We start from the raw sequence: 13,388 nt of genomic DNA, 5'->3' as shown, positions 1-13,388 counted from the left end.
GGGCTCCTCTCTCTGGTGCGGCAGGTCGGGCTAGGGGTTTTTAGACCCCCGAGCCGGCGCCCTCGCCTGTGCGCACCCGGAACTGAGCGAGGGCCTCCTGGAGGGAAGAAGCCAGCTCGCCGAGCTGCTGCGAGGCCTCCTCGATCTGTCTGACGCTGTCGCTGACCTGCTCCACGTTGGAGGAGACTTCGCCGATGTTATCGGTGGTCTCCGGCATGGTCGCCGCCAACTCCTCGGCGGCCGAGGCGATCTGGTTCGCGGTGGCGTCGGTATGCTCGATCATGCGCAGGACCTCGTTCATCTTCTCCTGCACCTGATCCATGGCCGCCACCGACGAGTCGGAGTGGATGCGCACGTCGTTGACCACATCGCTCACCTGCCCGGTGGCCTGGGAGGTCTGCTCGGCGAGCGTGCGCACCTCGTCGGCCACCACCGCGAAGGCCTTGCCCTGCTCGCCGGCCTTGGCCGCCTCGATGGCCGCATTGAGGGCCAGCAGGTCGGTCTTCTTGGCGATGGCCTGGATGGTCTCCATGATCTCATCCACCCGCTCGCCGGAGGCCTTGAGCTGGTTGATGCGGTCGGAGGCCTGCTCCACCGCCTGCAGGCCCTCCTTGGTGGTGCTCGTCGACTGGGACGCGGAATCGGAAACCTCGGTGATGTTCTTGGCCACGTCCTGGACCACCTGGTTCACCTCCTGGGCGGAGTTGGCCACCTCCTCCATGGGGTAGCCGGTGATGTCCTTGCCATCCGATCGGCCCCAAAGCGCCTGAGAGCGTTCAGGTCGCCGTGGCAGTTCCTGCAGACCTCCCCAAGGCGGACGGGGCGAAAATAACCAACCGCGTTGGCCTCCTCATCCACGAACGAGTATTCCTTGGCGTCGGGGTGGTTGCGGAAGTGGCGTATGGCCCGCATCTCGGTTTCCGAAGCGGTGTGGTCCGCGTTGTGCGGCTTCTCCCGGATAGGCTTGAACGTGAAACCGGCCCCCTCGGCCTTGGCCTGAGCGGTGCGCCAGGCGGTCACCACCGGAACCGCGGACAGGATCATGTCCTTGCGGGCTTCCTTGGTCCCCGCCTCGGCGACCCAGCTCCGTACCTTGTCGGTGGAGTAGATGTCCTTCTCTCACTTTTCCGCTATCTGCTCCCGCGCCGACTCGGCCATGAGCACCAGGCCGCGGGCCTTGGCCACCTCGCCCTCGATGACGGACCCCCCCGCCTGGTAGGCGTAGCCGGTTAACAGCACCGCCACCAGGATGCCCATGGCGGCCCCCGCAAAGATGGCGATCTGGCTTCCCAGGCCCATATTTTCCAAAAGGCCATCATCCCACTCCATATGGTGGTTTGGCCCGGATGTGGGCGCTGGCTCTCAGCATGAGCCAGTGCCCAGTGCACAGGACGCTCGGGCTGCCGGTCCGGGTTGGTGTGGCCGCTTCCCCACGGCGACCCCCTTATGCTTGATAAGCCTTCCGCAGCAATCGAGAAACCGGGAGTAGCGCCCCGGTATGGGGAAGCGGCTACTCTGGCGTACGGTCCCAACTTAAAGGTTCAATAGCATATTAAGAAGGGATTGGCATTTATGAAAGGAATGTTTCGGGCCGTGGGCGGTTCAAGACCGTTATGCTAGGCTGACCTCGGCATTTTCCCTATCCGGCGGGCCATCATGGGTACTGGTACCGACGACCAGCTCGGTTTTGTGGGCTCTTTTCGCGCTGCCGCCCCGTATGTCCACGCCTTTCGGGGCCGTACCTTCGTCGTGGTCTTCGGTGGCGAAGTGCTCAGCGATGGTCAGTTCGTTGCGCTGGCCCACGATCTCGCCCTGCTCAACAGTCTGGGGATACGCCTGGTGCTGGTGCACGGTGCCCGCCCCCAGATCGAATCCTGCCTGACCACCCATGAGCTCGGGCCCCGCTACGAGCAGGGCTTGCGGGTGACCGATGCCGCCGCCTTGGGGGCGGTCAAGGAGGCGGTGGGCCGCCTGCGCCTGGAAATCGAGGCGGGCCTGTCCATGGGCCTGGCCAATACGCCCATGGCGGGTGCTGGGCTGGTGGTGGGCACGGGCAACGTCGTGCGCGCCCGGCCCCTCGGGGTCCGCGGCGGTGTGGACTACGAGTACACCGGCGAGGTGCGCAGCGTCGATGCCGAGGGCATCCAGGGGCGGCTGGATGCCGGCGAGGTGGTGCTTCTGTCGCCCATTGGTTATTCCCCCACCGGCGAGCTGTTCAACCTCCGCGCCGAGGAGGTGGCCTCCGCCGCGGCGTCCGCCCTTCGGGCCGACAAGCTGTTGTTCCTGGTGGACGCGCCAGGCCTGACCGACATCAACGGCCAGCTCCAGCGCCAGGTGGGTCTGGAGGAGATCCGCCAGGTCCTGGCGGTTCGCCGGGATCTGCCCGAAGAGATCCGCCTCCACCTGCGCACGGCCCTGAGCGCCTGCCAGGCCGGGGTGCCGCGCGTGCATTTGGTCAGCCGCCACCGCGACGGCGCAGTGCTCCAGGAGCTTTTCACCCGCGACGGCATCGGCACCCTCATCGCTGCCGACCGCTACGAGGAGACCCGGCCGGCTACCGCCGACGACATCGGCGGCATCCTGGAGCTGATCGAGCCCCTGGAGGCCGACGGTACCCTGGTTCGGCGAGGCCGCGAGCGCCTGGAGGCCGAGGTGGACCGCTTCCTGGTCATGGAGCGCGACCGCACGGTGGTGGCCACCGCCGCCCTCTACCCCTTCCCCGACGCCGAGGCGGCGGAGCTGGCCTGCCTGGCCGTGCACCCCGACTACCAAGGCCAGGGCCGCGGCGACATCCTGCTCACCGAGGCGGAGGAGCGGGCCCGGGACTGGGGGCTGAGCGCCTTGTTCGTGCTTACCACCCGCGCCGAGCACTGGTTCCGCGAGCGCGGGCTCAAGGAGGTGGGCCTGGACGCCCTGCCGGTGGGCCGCCAGGGCCTGTACAACCTGGACCGGCGCTCCAAGGTCTTCTGGAAGGACCTTTCGGCGTGATCCCGATTTCGGCGGAACCGCCGCCGGCCGCCGGCACCTAAGGGGTAAAGGATACTCCCATGCCCATGCCCAGCCCGAGCAACAGCTTCCTGGCCCGAAACCGGGCCGGTCGGGAGCCGACCGAAACAATCTCCGTCCACGGCCGCCCCGTAGCCCTGCACCTCACCCCGGCGGCCCGCCGCGCCCTGGCGCACCGGGCCGAGCCGCTGACGGTGGAGCTGGAGCTGTTCTTCAGCTGCCTGATCCGCACCCGGGTCCGTTTCCCGGCTACCGGTGATGCCGAGGACGCCGAGGACGGCGAGGTCCTGGCGGCGAACGGGCGCCTGCGGCTGCGCTTCCGGCCGGTCATGAGCCGGCACTGCAGCCTAGCGGAAGGTCACCAGCTCAACGGCTTCCCCCTGGCCGAGCCCCAGCCCTTCGTACCCCATTGGGTGCGCCTGGACTACCGGGCCGGCACCGGCTGGACGGGCGCTTTCGGCTACGGCACCGGCCAAGCCCAGGAGGCCGCCGCATGAGCGGCGATGATTCGCTGTTCTTCATCCCCGCCTCGGACGAGCACGTCGCCCGTGAGAAGGCCAAGGCGCGCGAGCTCAAGCGCAGCCAGTGGTGGAAGCGCCGGCGGGCCAAGGGCGTGTGCCACTACTGCGGGGGCACGTTCCCGGCCAAGGAGCTGACCCTGGACCACGTGGTGCCGCTGATCCGCGGCGGCGAGACCACCAAGGGCAACTGCGTGCCCGCCTGCGCCGAATGCAACGCCGACAAGCGATACCAGCTGCCGGTGGAGTGGCAGGGCCTGTTCGACGGCGATTCGTGACGGCCAAACGCCAAACCGCCACCCGCTTACGCGAAAGGCTAAGCCAGGTTTCCCGCTGTCTGTTGTAGGAGCCCGGCTTCGCCGGGCGAGATTTGTGGGGGGACCGGGCCGAAGGCGAACGGGTCGCCCAATGAATTGGGCTCCTACAGGAAAAATCGGGTGCGGCCAGGTATAGCTGAGCCAGCCGGGAAAACGAAGGGCACCCCGTGCGGGGTGCCCTTTCCTGTTGGCGGGAATGCGTGCCCCTGTACCCTTATTTGCTCAGAAGGCGGCGTCCAGGCCCAGCAGCAGGTAGTGCTCGGCCTCGCGGTGGGCGAAGTTGTTGGTTGCCCGGAGGTCGCCGTTGGCCTCCATAACCCCCCGGACGTTGGTGCCGAAGTAGTAGGAGGTGGTGAAGGTGACGGTGTTGAGGTTGAGGCCGTCATAGCGGTTGTTGGCGAAGGGATCGCTGCTGCTGGAAACGGCCGGAAAATCGGTGAGCCGCACTTCGTCGAAGTCCCCGGCGTCGGCGTAGTTGTACAGCAGGGAGAAGGCCCACTTCTCATTGGGGATCCAGTCCACCCCGGCGAAGGCGCCCCACCAGCTGTAGTCCTCGCCCTCGGCGAGGAAATCGTTCCACTGGTTGTACAGGCCCTGGGCGTACCAGTAGACGCTGCCACCGACCTTGCCGGAGAGATCAACGCCGGCGATTTTCTTTTCCGCCTTGTGATCCGGGATGGTCGAGCTTCCCCCCGTATTGATGTTCCCGCCCTCCTGCTGGAAGCCGTTGGGCTGCTCGCCGGTGAGGCCGAACAGGCCCACCCCGACACCGGAGACGTCGAAGCCGAGGCGGCCGAACACCGATTTGCGGTCGTTGTCGTCGAAGGTGTGGTCGGGGCGCTCGAAGCCGCTGGCGGTCAGGCTGGGCCCTTCCTCGATGCCGTTGCCGTTGGTGACGCCGAGGGCCACGTCCACCGGCCCGAAGCCGCGCTCCAGCAGCAGGCCGCGGTCGTAGGTGATGCCCGCCATGCGGTAGGGGATGTAGTCCTGGAAGGACAGGCGCACCTCGCGCGGGAACATCAGGTCCGACACCTGGAACTGGCCGAGCATGGCCTCCACGCCGGTGCCGAAGACGTCGTCGTGGCGGATCCAGGCGTCCTCGATCAGGACCCTGCCGTTCTCGCTCTTCTCGGCGAAGATGCCGTAGAAGTAGGTGTTGATGTGGTCGGTCAGCGGCGCCCCGCCGAGGAGCTTGATGAAGTAGGGGCTCTGGAAGTCGGCGTTGGCGGCCTCATCGTTGTTGTTGGCGCGGTCGGCCGAGCGCAGCTGGCCGAAGCCCTGGATGCGCACCGCCAGGGGCACGGAATCGGGGAGGTTCAGGCGGTCGTCGCCGTAGCTCTCGCGCTTGGCCTTCCAGTCGGGCAGGCGATAGCCGTTGGCGGCGAAGTCCTCGCCGAAGCTGTTGAGCTTGGGCACCGCCGCGTGGCAAGTGGTGCAGCTCATCTGGGTCTGGCGGGCGAAGGCGGGGATGGCCTGGGCCGCTTGGGGAAGCCACAGGGCCAGGGCCAGGAGCAGGCCCAGCACCATGCGGGGGGCGTGAGAGCGTGCCATGGCTATGCCTCCTTGGTGGGTCGAGGGCGGCCTGCGGCGAGGCCGTTAGCGTTGGCACCAGTCAGGCTAGGCGGGTCCCCTTAATTCACGCTTAACGCACCTCCACGAGCTAGGCAATTGGCCACCAGGCTCACTCGGCGTGGAACTCGCGGGAGATCTCAAAGACCTGGGTCTCGTCGCTGCCCTCGGGCTGGATGTGAAACTCGATGCGCACGGTCTCCGGGGGGTCGATGCGGAAATCGGCCAGGTAGTAGATGGCCTCGGCCTCGTCCACCTCATGCATGTCCAGCTCGCGGCGCTGGGCCGACAGGTTCACTGCCACCGCCCGGACATCGGCGCGGACGGCCTTGCTGCGCCCCTCCTCGGTGTTCTTGCGCACGGCCACGGTAACTAGGCCACGGTTCTGGCTGCGCTGGATGTCGTACTGGCGGGCCACGTTGGGGTCGAGATTGGCCGTGAGCATGGTGCCGTGATGGACCACGTAATCGCCGAAGAGCTTTTGGGCCGTGGCGCTCATGGGCAGGGTGACGAGGGCGGCGAGCGCTGCAAGGGCGAGAGTCAGGTGGCGCATTAGGCTCTCCTGTCGAAGATGCAACCGGATAATAGTCCCCAGTGTAGGTCGGCCGTGTCCGGGACGCCATAGGGGCGATAACCCGTTGGGCTTAATGGCCGCGCTATAGGCTCATCCCGGGCCCCCGCTGGATGCGGTACATGGCCGTGGCACCGTAAAGGTTGGGCAGCCTGTGAGCGAGCATGCCCGAGCGGCCGTGGCGGTCGAGCACCCGGCGCTCTAGAATCTCGATGTCCTCCTGGCGGCACAGGAACTCGAAGTCGCGCAGAGTGTGAAGATGGATGTTGGGGGTGTTGTACCAGTTGTAAGGCAGGCTCGGTGTCCGCGGCATGCGCCCGCCCAGTCCCAGCTGGGCACGGGCCAGCCAATGGCCAATGTTGGGAAAGGAGACGATGGCCTCGCGGCCCACGCGCAGCATCTCCCGCAGCAGGTAGTGGGGATGGCGGATGGCCTGCAGGGTCTGGGACAGCACCACGAAGTCCACCGAATCGGGCTCGAAGTCCTGCAAGCCGGTGTCCAGGTCCGCCTGGATCACCGGAACCCCTTTGTCGATACAGGCGATGATGTTGTGGACGCTGATCTCCACGCCATAGCCGGAGATGGTCTTGTTGTCCCGCAGCCGGGCCAGGAGGGTGCCGTCGCCGCAGCCCAGGTCGAGGATGCGCGTGCGGGGCTCGACCCAGGACTCGATAACGTCGAAGTCGACGCGGAAGCGCTTGGCTCCGGTTTTCATGCCATGGCCCCGCTGGTCATAGCCCCGCATCCCGGCTCAGCCGGTCCATGAAGGTGGCCACCATGTCGTGGTAGGCCCGAATATTGAGCAAAAAGGCGTCGTGGCCGTGGGGCGATTCGATCTCGGCGAAGGTGACGTCCAGATTGTTGGTGTACAGGGCCCGGGTGATCTCCCGCGAGCGCTCCGCGGAGAAACGCCAGTCGCTGGAGAAGGCGACCACCAAAAAGCGGTTGTCCGAGTGGGCGAAGGCTCGGGAAAGATCACCGTCGTAGTCGGCGGCCGGATCGAAGTAGTCCAGCACCTTGGTGAGATAGAGGTAGCTGTTGGCGTCGAAGCGGTCGACGAAGCGCCGGCCTTGATAGCGCAGGTAGCTTTCCACCTCGAAATCCACGTCGAAGCCATAGGACAGCGGCTGGCCCTTGCGCAGGTCGCGGCCGAACTTGTCCCGCATGGCGTCTTCGGAGAGGTAGGTGATGTGGCCGATCATGCGCGCCAGGGCCAGACCCCGCCGGGGCTTTTCGCCACCGTAGTAGCGGCCGCCGTGGAACTCGGGATCGGTCATGATGGCCTGGCGGGCCACCTCGTTGAAGGCGATGTTCTGGGCGGACAATTTGGGGGCGGCGGCCACCGCCACGCAGGCCTCCACCCGTTCGGGGTAGTCGATGGCCCACTGCAGGGCGTTCATGCCGCCCAGGGAGCCACCCACCACCGCCCGCCATTGGCTTATGCCCAGGCGGTCCATGAGCCGTATTTGACTGGCGACCCAGTCCTTGACGGTAACAATGGGGAATTCGAGGCCGTAGGGCTCGCCGGTAGCGGGGTTGATGCTGGAGGGTCCCGTGGACCCCTTGCAGCTGCCCAAGACGTTGATCGACACTACGTAGAAGCGCTCGGTGTCCAGGGGCTTGCCGGGCCCGATCATGTTGTCCCACCAGCCCGGTTTGCGGTCCTCCATGGACAGATAGCCGGCGGCGTGCTGGTCCCCGGAAAGGGCGTGGCAGACCAAAACGGCGTTGCTACGCTCGGGATTGAGCGTGCCGTAGGTCTCGAAGGCTAGGTCAAACGCCTCCAGGCGCTCGCTACTTTCCAGCTCCAGGGGCTCGTCGAAGTGCTCGACAGCGCCCTCGACGATGCCAATAGAATCTTCGGGGATCCGTTCCGGCATGGGGTCCCTCAGGCTCGCTTGGCCCCGCGCCTTTCGGGGGCGCGGGGATCGGTCCGGCGGGGGCTCACCATTCGGGCTCCGGAGCTGGTGCGAACAGCTCACCGGGCGGATCGGCATGACCGGTCACCGAGACCCGCTGGGCCTCGGTGCGCAGCCTTCCCTCGGCGTACCAGCCTACCGCCTGTGGCAACAGGCGGTGCTCCAGCGCCTGGACGCGCTCGCGCAGGCTGTCCGGAGTATCGGTTTCGTGCACCCGCAGCGCCGCCTGGGCGATGATGGGCCCGGCGTCCAGGTCCTCGGTGACGAAATGGACGGTGGTGCCGTGGATTCGGCAGCCTTCCTCCAGGGCTTTGCGATGGGTATGGAGGCCCCGGAAGGCGGGCAGCAGGCTGGGATGGATGTTGATTAAGCGCCCCCCGAACCGGGCCACGAAATCGGGGGTCAGTACCCGCATGAACCCGGCCAGCACCACCAGGTCCGGCTCGAACCGCGCGACCGCGTCCTCCAGGCCCGCATCGAAGGTGGCCCGGTCGAGGAAGGCGGTATGGTCCACCACCTGGGTGGCGACCCTGGCCGCGCCAGCCCGCTCTAGGGCATAAGCGTTGGGCCGGTTGCTGACCACCGCCGTCACCTCGGCGCCCAGGGTGCCTTCAGCGGCCCGGTCCAGCAGGGCCTGCAGGTTGCTCCCGGAGCCCGAGACCAGCACCACGCAGCGGCAATTTTCAGCCATCCACGTGCACTCCTTGGGCGGGGTCGTCGACCAGCCGGCCCACTCGGTAACCGGGCTCGCCTGCCTGGCTCAGGGCCTGGAGCGCGGCCTCTGCGCGTGCCTCGGGAACGGCGGCGACCAGGCCCAGCCCCTCGTTGAAGGTGGCCAGCATCTCATCAAGGGCGACGTTGCCCCGCTCCATCAGCCACGGGAAGATGGCGGGCCGGGGCCAGCTGTCACGCTCCAGACGGGCGCCGACGCCGTCGGGCAGCGACCGGGGCAGGTTGCCCGGCAAGCCCCCGCCGGTGATGTGGGCAATTGCGTGCACCGGAACGGCTTTGGTGAGGGTACGCACTGCGGATACGTAGATGCGGGTGGGCTCGAGAAGCGCCTCGCCCACGGTGGTGTCGCCCAGGTCGGTGGCCAGATCGGCGCCGCTGTCGGCGAGGATGTGCCGAGCCAGGGACAGGCCGTTGCTGTGTACCCCCGAGGAAGGCAGCCCGATTAAGGCGTCGCCAGGAGCGGCGCGGCTGCCGTCGATGAGGCCGTCGCGCTCCACCACGCCCACGGCGAAGCCGGCCAGGTCGTAGTCGTCGCCGGCGTACATGCCGGGCATTTCGGCGGTCTCGCCGCCCAGCAGGGCGCAGCCGGCAGTCTCGCAGCCGCTGGCAATACCGGCTACCACGGCCTCGCCGCGATCGGCGTCGAGCCGGCCGGTGGCGAAGTAGTCCAAAAAGAACAACGGCTCGGCGCCACAGACGATGAGGTCGTTGACGCACATGGCTACCAGGTCAATGCCCACGCCGTCATGGCGGTCCATGTCCAGGGCCAAGCGCAGCTTGGTACCGACGCCGTCGGTGCCGGCCACCAGCACGGGGTCGCGATACCGCTGCGGATCCAGGCGGAACAGGCCACCGAAGCCCCCTAGACTGCCCAGGACCTCGGGGCGCTGCGCCTTAGCCACCAGGGGCTTAATGCGCTCCACGAAGGCTTCTCCGGCGGCGACGTCGACGCCGGCGTCCTTGTAGGTCAGGGAATGCTGGCGGTCTTGGCTCAATGGAACGCTCACGGGTGGGGCGGTGAGGGGAAGTAATGGTAAAGGAAAAGGCCACCGCCCAAAACCAAGGGGCAATTCGGGTGGGGGTGAAACGGTTGACGGGCCCCGGGGGGTGGCATAGTTTCCCGCGCATGCACGCCCGCCCCCTGGTCCGCTTACTCATTCTGGTTTTTGCCGTTCTCCTCACCGGCGCTGGCGCCCACGGCGGCCGTGTGGATCAGCTGTATACGGCGGAGGCCGGTACCGAGGATCTCGGCCTTGTCGGTGTTGACCCCGAGGAGGCAAAGCAGACCGGGGACCGTCCGCTGCGCCGGGACCTCATGCGCGCGGCCCTGGCCCGGGTCCTGATCCGTGTCGCAGGCACCGCCGAGGTGGCAGCGGATGCGGCTATGCAGGAAGGTCTGATTGAGCGGGCACCGTCACTGGCGAACCAGTTCCAGTTTCTTAACCGGGGAGGACCCGAGGGACCTCGTATCCGGGTCCATTTCGACCCGGCGGCGGTGCGCGAGGGCCTATGGCGGTCGGACTGGCCGGTCTGGGGCGCGCTGCGTCCTGGGATCCTGGTCTGGGTAGCCCAGCGAAACGGTGGCAGCCTGGAGCTGGTGGGGCCGGACGACTCTCCGGAGGTGTTCGAGCCATTGCGCCGGGCCGCGGCTCGCAGTGGTCTGCCGCTGGTGCTTCCCCTCATGGACGGGACCGATCGCCGCAGCCTGGATGGCCGGGACCTGCTCCTGGAGGACTGGGCGGCCATCGGAGAGGCATCCCGGCGCTATGATGCCGAAGCCGTTCTGATCCTGCGGCTTGCCGGCAAGGGGGACAGAATGCGGGCCGAGTGGGTCTTGCAGGAGCGGCAGGGAGGCCATGCCTTCACCACCAGTGGCCCCCACACGGACCAGGCCCTGGCCAACGGCATGAAAGCGGTTTTGGAGTACCTGGCGCGCAAGCACGCGGTGCATCCCGGCGAGGCTTCCACCGTCCGCATGGTGGTGGACGGACTTCCTGGGCTTGGGGGTTTTGCCCGGGTGGAGCGTGCCCTGAGCCGGTTGGTGGCCGTTCAGACGCTCGCTCCGGAGCGGGTCGCCGGGGATGAGGCTCGGTTCCGCCTGGCTTTCCGCGGGCCTCCGCAAGATGCGGCCCGCATTCTGGGCCTGGTCGATCTACTGGAGCCCAAGAGGGAGCCGGTTTCGGCTCCCGGGCAAGGCGAAACGGAAACTGGCGACCCGGGGCAAGGCGATGAGCAGACCCAAGGTGGCGACGATTCCCGCACCGTCGATCCTCGATTAATCTTCACCTATCGGCCTTGAAGACGAACCGCTATTTCCCCGGTGGCGAGGTGAGGTCGTGACGCTAGCTAATGCCCTTACCCTGCTCCGGCTTATCCTGGTTCCCATCTTGGTGGTGCTGCTGCACGAAGGCAGTTACGTCGGAGCCCTCGCATTATTCGTTTTCGCCGGACTTACCGACGCCGCCGATGGTTTTGTTGCCAAGCGCTACAACCAGGTTACCGAGCTGGGCAAGGTGCTCGATCCCATCGCCGACAAGGCGCTGGTGGTCGCCCTTTACGTCACGCTGGCTTGGCTCGGCTGGGTGCCCTTCTGGCTGGTGGTGGCCGTGGTGGCCCGCGACGTTATCATTGTCACGGGGGCGCTGCTCTACCACTACCTAACCAGCGGCCTGGAGGTGGCGCCCACCCTGTTGTCCAAGGCCAACACCGCCCTGCAGCTGGGCTATGTTGCGCTGATCCTGGTGGATGGCGCCCTCACCATCGATTTAGGGGGCTGGCACTTCCCCCTGGCCGTGGCGGTGGCCGTAACCACCGTCGCCTCGGGGCTGCAGTACGTGCTGGTGTGGCTGCGCAAGGCGGTCGAGCATGAACTGGGCACGGGCTAGGAACTGATGGAGGGCCAGCTGCCGCTCGTCCTGGATCGCCCCGACCGCCACCGGCTGGACCTGTTCCAAGTGGGGGCCGAGGGGCGGGAGGCATGGGAGCGCGTCCAGGCTTTGCTGCGGGCGGAGGTCCGCTTCGCCTTTGTGTGGGGTGGCAGCGGCGCCGGTAAAACCCATCTCCTGGAAGGAGCGGCGCGCGCGGGAGGGGGTACCTACTGGGAGCTGTCGGCGCTGCGGCGGGAGGCAGCGGCGGCGGGCGTCTCCCCGGAAACGCTGCTGGCGGTCGGCTCCGGCGGCGGCCTGGTGGCCCTGGACGGGGTGGAGGCGATCGCCGGTGACACCGATTGGGAGGCGGTGGTGTTCCACCTCTATAACCGCCTCAATGAGGAGGGTGGTCGGCTTTTGGCCGCCGCCACCGTCAACCCCAATTCCCTGGAGCTGGTGCGAGAGGAGCTGCGGTCCCGTTTGCACTGGGGCGGCAGCTTCCCCCTGGGCCGATTGAGCGACGACGAGCGCCTAGCGGCGCTCCAGGGCCACGGCGAGGCCCGGGGCCTGGCGGTCAAAGACGAGGTGGGCATCTACCTCCTGCGCTACTACAGCCGCAATATGCATCAGCTGATGGCTGCCCTGGAACGCCTCGACGCCGCCGCTCTCGCCGAGCGGCGGCGTCTTACCGTGCCTTTCGTTAAAGCCCAGCTCGGGCTCTAGTGTTCTGCCCCAGGACACTAAGCAGGCCAAGGCCAGTGGCTTACTTGCCGGACTTCTTGATCTTGTACATCCAGATCCCGAGCCAGCCGATGATGACGGCGAGGGCCCCGATCACGGTGACGAGGGAGAGGATACCGATGGGGCTTTGGAATAGGACCTCGGCCACGGGTCGCTCCTGTGCCTGTCTGGTCGGTTGGGCGGGTTAAAACCCCTTCTTTACTCAAGAAAATGTAGCCACGCCGTTAGGGGGTGTCAACGCCGCCTCCCGAGGTGTGGTGGAGGCTAGCCGATGCACGAGCTGGTGGCGGGCAAGGGGCGAACCGTGTATCACGTGTGCGGTGGGGAGCAGTCTCCCGCCGTTTACTGGATCCGGGACCGCGAGGCCGGGGGCATCTTGGTCAATACCCCTGTCTTCGACGGGGGTCTGGCTGCCGAATTGGTGGCTGCGGGAGGCGTGGATTTCCTGTTCCTGCCCAGCGCCCGTGGGGGCGCCGACCTGGATCAATGGCGGGATGCGCTGGGGGCCGAGGCCCTGGCCGGTCAGGACGAGGTCCAGCGCATCCCGGGGGAGGTCGACCGGCCGTTGGACGGCACCATTCGCCTGTCGCGCAATATCCGCTTCTACACCATGTCGGGACGTACGCCCGGGAGCACCGCTTTGTACTTCAAGCACTGGCCGAGCATGCTGTTCCTCGGCCCCGTCCTGGAACCCGGTGGCGACGGTTGGCCCACCTTGATTCCCCACCACGACGACTGGTCCTGGGAGAACCGGGTGATGGGGGCCCTGGGCCTCCAGGACCTGCGCTTCGAATACGTCTTCACGGACCATCTCGACCCTGACACTCGCATCGGTCCTGGAGCTGCCCAAGGGGTAAAGGCGGCCCTTAAGCGCTTTTACGCCTAGCCTAGTTTCCTTTCTTAGGGTTCGGCCGTCGGTGGGTTGGCTCGTAGGTGATCGGTGAAGGTATCGGCAATGGCTAGGTGGGGCCTCTGGGGTGCTCTCGCACCGCCCAGAAGGCGCGCTCCAGTTTGATCCCGCGCACCGGTAGCAGCACCAGGTAGCCGCTGATTTCGGCACAGCGCCGATGCCTCAGGGATGACAATGCCGGCGGGAGCCGCCCAAACCGTTGCCGCCTCCAAGGGATGGCTAGGCAGGCTTGCCAAGG

At 66.9% G+C, this 13,388-nt stretch carries 17 protein-coding genes; 7 read left to right on the top strand and 10 right to left on the bottom strand.

Annotated elements, in window-relative coordinates:
• Nucleotides 1-40: 40 nt before the first annotated feature.
• From V5A19_RS02735 to V5A19_RS02725, 3 genes are read right to left on the bottom strand one after another with little or no spacing between them, the layout of a single operon-like run.
• Nucleotides 41-721: a methyl-accepting chemotaxis protein gene (locus V5A19_RS02735; protein ID WP_332317775.1), complete on the bottom strand. Its 681-nt coding sequence runs from the start codon at nt 719-721 to the stop codon at nt 41-43.
• Nucleotides 688-1,110, bottom strand: a complete 423-nt coding sequence (locus V5A19_RS02730; protein ID WP_332317788.1) for a Tll0287-like domain-containing protein — start codon at nt 1,108-1,110, stop codon at nt 688-690. The genes V5A19_RS02735 and V5A19_RS02730 overlap by 34 nt, the downstream gene beginning before the upstream one ends.
• 9 nt (nt 1,111-1,119) lie before the next feature.
• Nucleotides 1,120-1,308: a hypothetical protein gene (locus V5A19_RS02725; RefSeq protein WP_332317774.1), complete on the bottom strand. Its 189-nt coding sequence runs from the start codon at nt 1,306-1,308 to the stop codon at nt 1,120-1,122.
• A gap of 348 nt (nt 1,309-1,656) precedes the next feature.
• Between V5A19_RS02725 and argA the strand changes: the two genes are divergently transcribed.
• From argA to V5A19_RS02710, 3 genes are read left to right on the top strand one after another with little or no spacing between them, the layout of a single operon-like run.
• Nucleotides 1,657-2,988 carry an amino-acid N-acetyltransferase gene (gene argA / locus V5A19_RS02720; RefSeq protein ID WP_332317773.1) on the top strand — a complete coding sequence of 444 codons (1,332 nt, stop codon included), beginning with the start codon at nt 1,657-1,659 and terminating at the stop codon, nt 2,986-2,988.
• A gap of 59 nt (nt 2,989-3,047) precedes the next feature.
• Nucleotides 3,048-3,503, top strand: a complete 456-nt coding sequence (locus tag V5A19_RS02715) for a hypothetical protein (RefSeq protein ID WP_332317772.1) — start codon at nt 3,048-3,050, stop codon at nt 3,501-3,503.
• Complete coding sequence (locus tag V5A19_RS02710) at nt 3,500-3,802, top strand: HNH endonuclease (RefSeq protein WP_332317771.1); 303 nt, start codon at nt 3,500-3,502, stop codon at nt 3,800-3,802. Before V5A19_RS02715 ends, V5A19_RS02710 begins: the two co-directional genes overlap by 4 nt.
• Nucleotides 3,803-4,063: 261 nt before the next feature.
• Here V5A19_RS02710 and V5A19_RS02705 read toward each other — a convergent pair whose 3' ends face one another.
• The 6 genes from V5A19_RS02705 to purM all read right to left on the bottom strand — a co-directional run bounded on the left by V5A19_RS02705 (nt 4,064) and on the right by purM (nt 9,627).
• Nucleotides 4,064-5,392, bottom strand: a complete 1,329-nt coding sequence (locus tag V5A19_RS02705; protein WP_332327696.1) for a hypothetical protein — start codon at nt 5,390-5,392, stop codon at nt 4,064-4,066.
• A 130-nt stretch (nt 5,393-5,522) separates the two neighbouring features.
• Nucleotides 5,523-5,963, bottom strand: a complete 441-nt coding sequence (locus tag V5A19_RS02700) for a DUF4426 domain-containing protein (protein WP_332317769.1) — start codon at nt 5,961-5,963, stop codon at nt 5,523-5,525.
• Between the two features lie 103 nt (nt 5,964-6,066).
• On the bottom strand, nt 6,067-6,696 hold the full coding sequence (gene metW, locus V5A19_RS02695; RefSeq protein ID WP_332317768.1) for a methionine biosynthesis protein MetW: 630 nt from the start codon (nt 6,694-6,696) through the stop codon (nt 6,067-6,069).
• A gap of 16 nt (nt 6,697-6,712) precedes the next feature.
• Nucleotides 6,713-7,861: a homoserine O-succinyltransferase MetX gene (gene metX / locus V5A19_RS02690; protein WP_332317767.1), complete on the bottom strand. Its 1,149-nt coding sequence runs from the start codon at nt 7,859-7,861 to the stop codon at nt 6,713-6,715.
• Nucleotides 7,862-7,925: 64 nt separating this feature from the next.
• Entirely contained in the window at nt 7,926-8,591 is a 666-nt protein-coding gene (gene purN, locus V5A19_RS02685; RefSeq protein ID WP_332317766.1) for a phosphoribosylglycinamide formyltransferase, read from the bottom strand.
• On the bottom strand, nt 8,584-9,627 hold the full coding sequence (purM, locus tag V5A19_RS02680) for a phosphoribosylformylglycinamidine cyclo-ligase (RefSeq protein ID WP_332317765.1): 1,044 nt from the start codon (nt 9,625-9,627) through the stop codon (nt 8,584-8,586). The genes purN and purM overlap by 8 nt, the downstream gene beginning before the upstream one ends.
• 35 nt (nt 9,628-9,662) lie before the next feature.
• Between purM and V5A19_RS02675 the strand changes: the two genes are divergently transcribed.
• From V5A19_RS02675 to V5A19_RS02665, 3 genes are read left to right on the top strand one after another with little or no spacing between them, the layout of a single operon-like run.
• Nucleotides 9,663-10,931: a DUF2066 domain-containing protein gene (locus tag V5A19_RS02675; RefSeq protein WP_332317764.1), complete on the top strand. Its 1,269-nt coding sequence runs from the start codon at nt 9,663-9,665 to the stop codon at nt 10,929-10,931.
• A gap of 37 nt (nt 10,932-10,968) precedes the next feature.
• Nucleotides 10,969-11,517 carry a CDP-alcohol phosphatidyltransferase family protein gene (locus V5A19_RS02670; RefSeq protein WP_332317763.1) on the top strand — a complete coding sequence of 183 codons (549 nt, stop codon included), beginning with the start codon at nt 10,969-10,971 and terminating at the stop codon, nt 11,515-11,517.
• Nucleotides 11,518-11,523: 6 nt separating this feature from the next.
• Nucleotides 11,524-12,222, top strand: coding sequence for an HdaA/DnaA family protein (locus tag V5A19_RS02665; RefSeq protein WP_332317762.1), 699 nt, complete (start codon nt 11,524-11,526; stop codon nt 12,220-12,222).
• 40 nt (nt 12,223-12,262) lie between these two features.
• Here V5A19_RS02665 and V5A19_RS02660 read toward each other — a convergent pair whose 3' ends face one another.
• On the bottom strand, nt 12,263-12,388 hold the full coding sequence (locus V5A19_RS02660) for a hypothetical protein (RefSeq protein WP_332317761.1): 126 nt from the start codon (nt 12,386-12,388) through the stop codon (nt 12,263-12,265).
• A 123-nt stretch (nt 12,389-12,511) separates the two neighbouring features.
• Between V5A19_RS02660 and V5A19_RS02655 the strand changes: the two genes are divergently transcribed.
• Complete coding sequence (locus V5A19_RS02655; RefSeq protein WP_332317760.1) at nt 12,512-13,126, top strand: hypothetical protein; 615 nt, start codon at nt 12,512-12,514, stop codon at nt 13,124-13,126.
• Nucleotides 13,127-13,388: the final 262 nt, after the last annotated feature.

Source organism: Thiohalorhabdus sp. (assembly GCF_036628635.1).
Classification (GTDB): domain Bacteria; phylum Pseudomonadota; class Gammaproteobacteria; order Thiohalorhabdales; family Thiohalorhabdaceae; genus Thiohalorhabdus.
This window is presented reverse-complemented; position numbering and strand designations above follow the sequence as displayed.

What these genes read in the sequence shown, in the direction of transcription:
- V5A19_RS02735 (WP_332317775.1), bottom strand. Translation starts at nt 721, where the DNA reads ATGGAGGAGGTGGCCAACTCCGCCCAGGAGGTGAACCAGGTGGTCCAG.
- argA (WP_332317773.1), top strand. Translation starts at nt 1,657, where the DNA reads ATGGGTACTGGTACCGACGACCAGCTCGGTTTTGTGGGCTCTTTTCGC.
- V5A19_RS02715 (WP_332317772.1), top strand. Translation starts at nt 3,048, where the DNA reads ATGCCCATGCCCAGCCCGAGCAACAGCTTCCTGGCCCGAAACCGGGCC.
- V5A19_RS02710 (WP_332317771.1), top strand. Translation starts at nt 3,500, where the DNA reads ATGAGCGGCGATGATTCGCTGTTCTTCATCCCCGCCTCGGACGAGCAC.
- V5A19_RS02705 (WP_332327696.1), bottom strand. Translation starts at nt 5,392, where the DNA reads ATGGCACGCTCTCACGCCCCCCGCATGGTGCTGGGCCTGCTCCTGGCC.
- V5A19_RS02700 (WP_332317769.1), bottom strand. Translation starts at nt 5,963, where the DNA reads ATGCGCCACCTGACTCTCGCCCTTGCAGCGCTCGCCGCCCTCGTCACC.
- metW (WP_332317768.1), bottom strand. Translation starts at nt 6,696, where the DNA reads ATGAAAACCGGAGCCAAGCGCTTCCGCGTCGACTTCGACGTTATCGAG.
- metX (WP_332317767.1), bottom strand. Translation starts at nt 7,861, where the DNA reads ATGCCGGAACGGATCCCCGAAGATTCTATTGGCATCGTCGAGGGCGCT.
- purN (WP_332317766.1), bottom strand. Translation starts at nt 8,591, where the DNA reads ATGGCTGAAAATTGCCGCTGCGTGGTGCTGGTCTCGGGCTCCGGGAGC.
- V5A19_RS02675 (WP_332317764.1), top strand. Translation starts at nt 9,663, where the DNA reads ATGGTAAAGGAAAAGGCCACCGCCCAAAACCAAGGGGCAATTCGGGTG.
- V5A19_RS02665 (WP_332317762.1), top strand. Translation starts at nt 11,524, where the DNA reads ATGGAGGGCCAGCTGCCGCTCGTCCTGGATCGCCCCGACCGCCACCGG.
- V5A19_RS02655 (WP_332317760.1), top strand. Translation starts at nt 12,512, where the DNA reads ATGCACGAGCTGGTGGCGGGCAAGGGGCGAACCGTGTATCACGTGTGC.